The 6800-nt window shown below is 74.9% G+C and carries 4 protein-coding genes and 1 pseudogene; 4 read left to right on the top strand and 1 reads right to left on the bottom strand.

The window, feature by feature from the left end; genetic code table 11:
* Positions 1 to 509 (top strand): annotated as a pseudogene (locus FNX44_RS21950) (hypothetical protein); the annotation flags it as partial.
* A gap of 266 nt (positions 510 to 775) precedes the next feature.
* Here FNX44_RS21950 and FNX44_RS21945 read toward each other — a convergent pair.
* Complete coding sequence (locus FNX44_RS21945) at positions 776 to 2227, bottom strand: type III PLP-dependent enzyme domain-containing protein (RefSeq protein WP_143650474.1); 1452 nt, start codon at positions 2225 to 2227, stop codon at positions 776 to 778.
* A 152-nt stretch (positions 2228 to 2379) separates the two neighbouring features.
* On the opposite strand from FNX44_RS21945, the gene hutU reads away from it, so the two are divergent.
* Genes hutU through FNX44_RS21930 form a run of 3 tightly spaced genes read left to right on the top strand, consistent with a single transcriptional unit; the run spans position 2380 to position 6658 of the window.
* A complete protein-coding gene (gene hutU, locus FNX44_RS21940; RefSeq protein ID WP_143650473.1) occupies positions 2380 to 4065 on the top strand; it encodes a urocanate hydratase in 1686 nt (561 codons plus the stop codon).
* 38 nt (positions 4066 to 4103) lie between these two features.
* Entirely contained in the window at positions 4104 to 5303 is a 1200-nt protein-coding gene (locus FNX44_RS21935; protein ID WP_143650476.1) for an allantoate amidohydrolase, read from the top strand.
* On the top strand, positions 5294 to 6658 hold the full coding sequence (locus tag FNX44_RS21930) for a formimidoylglutamate deiminase (RefSeq protein WP_143650471.1): 1365 nt from the start codon (positions 5294 to 5296) through the stop codon (positions 6656 to 6658). The genes FNX44_RS21935 and FNX44_RS21930 overlap by 10 nt, the downstream gene beginning before the upstream one ends.
* The last annotated feature ends 142 nt before the right edge of the window (positions 6659 to 6800 follow it).

The following is a 6800-nucleotide window of genomic DNA, read 5'->3' as shown; positions in this document are numbered from 1 at the left end:
GGCCTGGCGAGGGGCGGGCCTTCCTGCCCCGCCAGGCCGGGCCCGAGGACGTCGAGACGCAGGAGCCGGCGGCCTCGGCGGGACCGCCCGCCGAGAGCGGCGAACTGTCCGCCGCCCGCCGCCGACACCCCTCCGACCCGCGCTTCTCGCTCAGCGGCGACCCCGTGGTGCCGGCTCCGGCCGCCGCGCCCGAGGCGGCGACCGTGCCCGGCGAGCACGAGCACACCATCACCCGGCTCGGCCTGCTCGCCGAGCGCCGCACCGAGCTGGCGGACGTCCGCAGCGGCCCGCTGGGCACGCTCGACGTGTACGTCTTCGCCGACGAGACGACCATCTGCCTCTCCCCGGGCCACCGGGAGACCGCCGACCGGCTGGGCCGGGCGCTGGACGACGGCGTGGCGCCGGTGCTGCTCGGCGGCTCCGGGGTCTCGGGCGCGTACGCGCTGACGTTCGCCTGCGGCGAGGAGACCGTCTACGTACTCGCGGACCGGGTCATCGCGTCCCGCTGAGGGCCCGGCCGAAGCGGCCGACTGATCCCCGCCGGGCGGCAGCTCGGCCCGTGGGCCTCCCGCGCGTCGAGCGGCTCGGCGCCGGCCGGTGACCAGGGTGGTCGCCGGCCGACGTGTCGATCTCGCCCGGTACGCCGTCCGGCTGGGTGGTGGCTGCTCGTGGCCACCGCCGAGCAACGTGCCGACCGGCTCCCGCCGACTCACGGACCATCGGAGGGCCGCGGCGCCCGACCCGTCGGGGAGGGCCTGCCGCGCAGCCCGGGCGCTCACCGCAGGGCGGTGAGCGCGTCGTCGTGTGCGCCGCCCGCCTCGGCGACGATCTCCGCGAGGGTCTGCGCCCGGCGCACGGTCGCGAACCGGACCTCGCCGGAGCGGTCGACGGTGAAGCCGTACACGCCCGGTCTGGGCAGGCTGTTGTAGCCGAAGGGCGTGGAGAAGTAGTAGGCGCCGGTGTCCGGCAGCGCCACCAGGTCGCCGGGGGCCAGCTCGGGCAGCTCGCGCCCGGTGGCCACCAGGTCCCCGGCGAAGCAGCACGGCCCGGCGACGTCCTGGACGACGCCCCGGGCGCCGCTGGTGGTCTTGACGCCGCCCGCCGCGTCGTAGGTCAGCACCCGCAGCGGCCAGGCGTCGGGGGCGAAGACCGTGCGCACGGCGGTCTGGGCCCCGGCGTGGGTGACCGCGATGGCCCGCCCGCCGGCCGACTTGGTGTACTCCACCCGCGCCAGCACGGTGCCGGCCTTGGCTGCCAGCGCCCGGCCGAACTCGGTGACCAGCGCGTAGCGGCCGTCGAAGAGGCCGGGGACGCGGCGGCGCAGCAGCGCGGCGTAGGCGGCGAAGTCGTCGGCGGGTTCGTCGGTGGTGAAGTCCACCGGCAGTCCGCCGCCGATGTCGATGCCGGTGACCTGCCGCCGACCGGCGGCGGCGTTGACCTCCTCGGCCAGCTCGTGGCCGGCGGCGACACCCTCGGCCATCAGCTCCGGCGGCACGCCCTGCGAGCCGCTGTGCACATGCAGGCGGCTCAGCCAGGGGCGGGCGAGGAAGGCGCGTCGCACCTCCTCGCGCGCCCCGGCGTCACGCAGCGGTACGCCGAACTTCGAGGTGGCGGTCGCCGTGCTCATGGCGTTGATGGAACCGGCTCCGAGCTGCGGGTTCACGCGCAGCCCGATCGGCGGCTGCTGGTCGAACTCGGGCACGAGCGCGTCGAGCCTGGCCAGCTCCTGCGGGTTGTCCGCGTTGACGGCCACGCCCAGCCGCAGTGCCTCGCGCAGTTCCTCGGTCGTCTTGGCGGGGGAGTCGAGCACGATCCGCTCGGGTGGGACGCCGGCGGCACGGGCGAGGGCGAGTTCGCCGGGGCTGGCGACCTCGGCGCCCAGCCCGGCGTCCCGCAGCAGCCGCAGTACGGGCACGAGTGAGGCGGCCTTCACGGCGAAGGCGTGCAGCGCGGTGGTGCCGGGGGCGGACACGTCGTCGAACGCGGCGCGCAGCGCGGCCGCGCGCTCCCGCAGCGCCGCCACGTCCAGCAACCCCGCGACGGGCTGCCGCTCGTCGACGAGCCCCTGCCGGACGGCCGCGCGAACGGCCAGGTCACGGCGGTGGCTGAGGTGGTGCACCGGCGCGGCGGTGCTGTCGGTGCTGTCGGCGTTGTCGGCGTTGTCGGTGCTGTCGGCGCTGTTGGTGCTGTCGGCGTTGTCGGTCCGGCCTGCTCGGCTTGCTGACATGCCTCCATGCTGCCCCTGCCCACCCCGAGGCCGCAGGGCGGCGCGGCCGGAAAGCGCCGGTCGCCCGAGCTGGTTCCCGCGGCGGTGTTGACTAGCTCTATTCACTGCGTATTGTGTCTGAATAGAATCAGTCGAAGCGAGGAGACGCCGTCATGCCAGGCACGTCAGCCACGTCAGGACCGCGACCGGTACGGGCCGCCAGGGGCACGGACCTCACCGCCAGGGGCTGGCAGCAGGAGGCCGCCCTGCGGATGCTGCACAACAACCTCGACCCCGAGGTCGCCGAACACCCCGACAAGCTGGTGGTCTACGGCGGCACCGGCAAGGCCGCCCGCGACTGGCGGTCCTTCGACGCGATGGCGCGCACCCTCACCACGCTGAAGAACGACGAGACGATGCTCGTCCAGTCCGGCCGGCCGGTCGGCGTGATGACCACCCACGAGTGGGCGCCGCGCGTCCTGATCGCCAACTCCAACCTCGTCGGCGACTGGGCCAACTGGGAGGAGTTCCGCCGCCTGGAACAGCTCGGCCTGACGATGTACGGCCAGATGACCGCCGGATCGTGGATCTACATCGGCACCCAGGGCATCCTCCAGGGAACCTACGAGACGTTCGCCGCCGTCGCCGCCAAGCGCTTCGGCGGCACCCTGGCCGGCACCATCACCCTCACCGCCGGCCTCGGCGGCATGGGCGGCGCCCAGCCGCTGGCCGTCACCATGAACGACGGCGTCGCCATCTGCGTCGACTGCGACCCGCGTGCCATCAGCCGCCGCATCGAGCACCACTACCTCGACGTGCGCGCCGACTCCGTCGAGCACGCCCTCCAGCTGGCCACCGAGGCCCGCGACCAGCGCCGCCCGCTGTCCATCGGCGTGCTCGGCAACGCCGCCGAGGTGCTGCCGGAACTGCTCGCCGCCGGCGCGCCCATCGACATCGTCACCGACCAGACCAGCGCCCACGACCCGCTCGCCTACCTGCCGATCGGCGTCGACTTCGACGACATGGCCCGGTACGCGGCCGAGAAGCCCGCCGACTTCACCGAGCGCGCCCGGGAGTCCATGGCGCGCCACGTGGAAGCCATGGTCGGCTTCCAGGACGCCGGCGCCGAGGTCTTCGACTACGGCAACTCCATCCGCGGCGAGGCCCAACTGGCCGGTTACACCCGCGCGTTCGACTTCCCCGGCTTTGTCCCCGCCTACATCCGGCCGCTGTTCTGCGAGGGCAAGGGCCCCTTCCGCTGGGCCGCGCTCAGCGGCGACCCCAAGGACATCCACGCCACCGACCGCGCCATCCTCGACCTCTTCCCGGAGAACGAGTCGCTGGCCCGCTGGATCAGGATGGCCGGCGAGCGCGTCCACTTCCAGGGGCTGCCCGCCCGCATCTGCTGGCTCGGCTACGGCGAACGCGACAAGGCCGGCGAGCGCTTCAACGACATGGTCGCCGGCGGCGAGCTGTCCGCGCCGCTCGCGATCGGCCGCGACCACCTCGACTGCGGCTCGGTGGCCTCCCCGTACCGGGAGACCGAGGCCATGCTGGACGGCTCCGACGCCATCGCCGACTGGCCGCTGCTCAACGCCATGGTCAACGTCGCCTCCGGCGCCTCCTGGGTCTCCCTGCACCACGGCGGCGGCGTCGGCATGGGCCGCTCGATCCACGCCGGGCAGGTCACCGTCGCCGACGGCACCCCGCTGGCCGGCGAGAAGATCCGCCGCGTCCTCACCAACGACCCCGGCATGGGCGTCATCCGGCACGCCGACGCCGGATACGAGCGCGCCGACGAGGTCGCCGCCGAACGCGGTGTGCGGGTACCCATGCGCGAGGGCGGCGAGACGGAGTGACCGCGCACGCACCCGCCACCGGCGCCTCCTTCCTGGAGATGTGGCGCGATCTGGCCCCCATCGGCCGGGACCGGGACAGCGGCGGCTACCGCCGGTTCGCCTGGACCGGTGCGGACGCCGACTGCCGCGCCTGGTTCGAGGCCCAGGCCCGCGCCCGCGGGCTGGCCTACGAGGTCGACCGCAACGGCAACCAGTGGGCCTGGCTCGGCGACCCCAACGGCACCGACGCCGTCGTCACCGGTTCCCACCTCGACTCCGTCCCCGACGGCGGCGCCTTCGACGGCCCGCTGGGCGTGGTGTCCTCCTTCGCCGCGCTGGACGAACTCCGCCGGAGGGGGGCGGAGTTCGACCGGCCGGTGGCCATCGCCAACTTCGGCGACGAGGAGGGCGCCCGGTTCGGCCTGGCCTGCGCCGGCTCCCGCCTCACCGCCGGCCAGCTCAGCCCCGGACAAGCCGCCGAACTACGGGACGCCGACGGCGTGAGCTGGACGACCGCCATGGAACGCGCCGGCCTGGACCCGGAGGCCATCGGCCCCGACCCCGAACGCCTCGCCCGCATCGGCGCGTTTGTCGAACTCCACGTCGAGCAGGGCCGGGCCCTCGCCGACACCCCGCACCCCGTCGGCGTCGCCTCCGCCATCTGGCCGCACGGTCGCTGGCGGTTCGACTTCCACGGCGAGGCCAACCACGCCGGCACCACCCGCCTCGTCGACCGCCGCGATCCGATGCTCACCTACGCCCGCACCGTGCTCGCCGCCCGCGACCACGCCGAGCGGACCGGCGCGCTCGCCACCTTCGGCAAGATCCAGGTCGACCCCAACGGCGTCAACGCCATCGCCTCCCTGGTGCGTGGCTGGCTCGACTCCCGCGCCGCCGACGAACGCACCCTCGACGAGTTGGTGACCTCCGTCGAGCGGTCGGCCGTCGAACAGGGTGTGACCGACGGGGTGAAGGTGGCGGTCACCCGCGAGTCCTTCACCCCGGTCGTGGAGTTCACCCACGACCTGCGGGACCGGCTCGCCCACCGCCTCGGCGACGAACGCGGGCCCGCGCCCGTCCTGCCCACCGGCGCCGGGCACGACGCCGGAATCCTCTCCGCCGCCGTGCCCACCGCGATGCTGTTCGTCCGCAACCCCACCGGCGTCTCGCACTCCCCGGCCGAGCACGCCGCCGAGGACGACTGCGTGGCCGGCGTCCTCGCCCTCGCCGACGTACTGGAGGACCTGGCGTGCCGGTGACGTACTGGGCCGAACACGCCTGGCTGGACGGCGTCGTCCGGCCAGGCGTGGCGATCGAGACCGACCACGGCGTGATCACGGCGCTGGCCACCGGGCAGACCGGTCCGCCGCCGGGCGCCCGCGTGCTGCGCGGGCTGACCGTGCCCGGGCTGGCCAACGCCCACTCCCACGCCTTCCACCGGGCGCTGCGCGGCCACGTCCAGGCCGGCAGTTCGGTGAGCGCGGGCGGCGCGGGCGGGGGCCCCGGCTCGTTCTGGACCTGGCGTGAGGTCATGTACCGGGTCGCCGAGAAGCTGACCCCGGACGGTTACTACGCGCTGGCCCGGGCCGTCTACGCCGAGATGGCGCTCGCCGGCATCACCTGCGTGGGGGAGTTCCACTACCTGCACCACGCGCCCGGCGGCAGCCGCTACGCCGACCCCAACGCCATGGGCGAGGCGCTGATCAACGCCGCCGCCGAGGCCGGCATCCGCATCACGCTGCTTGACACGTGTTACCTCTCCGCCGGGTTCGGCGCCGCCCCGGAACGACCGCAGCTGCGGTTCTCCGACGGCGACGCCGCCGGCTGGGCGGACCGGGTCGGCCGCCTCACCGGCGCCGACCACGCCCGCATCGGCGCCGCCGTGCACTCCGTACGCGCCGTCCCCGCCGACCAGTTGGAGACCGTCGCCCGGTGGGCCGCCGAACGGGACGCCCCACTGCACGTCCACCTCTCCGAGCAGCCCGCCGAGAACGAGGCCTGCCTGGCCGCCCACGGCCGCACCCCCACCGAACTGCTCGCCGACCACGGTGCGTTGGGCCCCCGCACCACCGCCGTGCACGCCACCCACCTCACCCGCGACGACATCACCCTGCTCGGCGGCTCGACCACCGGCGTCTGCATGTGCCCCACCACCGAACGGGACCTGGCCGACGGCATCGGCCCCGCCACCGCCCTGCAACGCGCCGGCAGCCCGCTCAGCCTCGGCAGTGACAGCCACGCCGTCGTCGACCTGCTGGAGGAGGCCCGCGCGATGGAACTCGACGAACGGCTGCGCAGCCGGGCCAGAGGCAACTGGACCGCCGCCCAGCTGCTCACCGCGGCCACCGCCGACGGGCACGCCGCGCTCGGCTGGCCGGAGGCCGGACGGATCGCGGTCGGTGCCCCGGCCGACCTCGCCACCGTCGCGCTGGACACCGTCCGCACCGCCGGGCCGCCACCCGAACTGGCCGTCGAGAGCACAGTGTTCGCCGCCACCGCCGCCGACGTGCGGCACACCGTGGTCGCCGGCCGGCACGTGGTGCGCGACGGCGTCCACACCACCGTCCCGGACGTGCCGGCCGCGCTCACCGCCGCCATCCGGGCGGTCCACTGAGCGTGCGGCGAAGCGCGCCGGCCGACGCCCGTACCGTCGTCCCAGGCGCTGTCGACCACAGCACCGCTGCCCCCCTGCCCCAACCGTCGAGGCCGAGTCGAGGAAGCCCCCATGCCGGACACGTCACCGACCCACCCCAGCC

This window comes from Streptomyces alkaliterrae, from assembly GCF_007097205.2.
GTDB classification, from domain to species: domain Bacteria; phylum Actinomycetota; class Actinomycetes; order Streptomycetales; family Streptomycetaceae; genus Streptomyces; species Streptomyces alkaliterrae.
This window is presented reverse-complemented; position numbering and strand designations above follow the sequence as displayed.

Bases quoted from the DNA above. Each gene is read 5' to 3' on its own strand.
- FNX44_RS21945 (WP_143650474.1), bottom strand. From the start codon at position 2,227: ATGTCAGCAAGCCGAGCAGGCCGGACCGACAACGCCGACAGCACCAAC.
- hutU (WP_143650473.1), top strand. From the start codon at position 2,380: ATGCCAGGCACGTCAGCCACGTCAGGACCGCGACCGGTACGGGCCGCC.
- FNX44_RS21935 (WP_143650476.1), top strand. From the start codon at position 4,104: ATGTGGCGCGATCTGGCCCCCATCGGCCGGGACCGGGACAGCGGCGGC.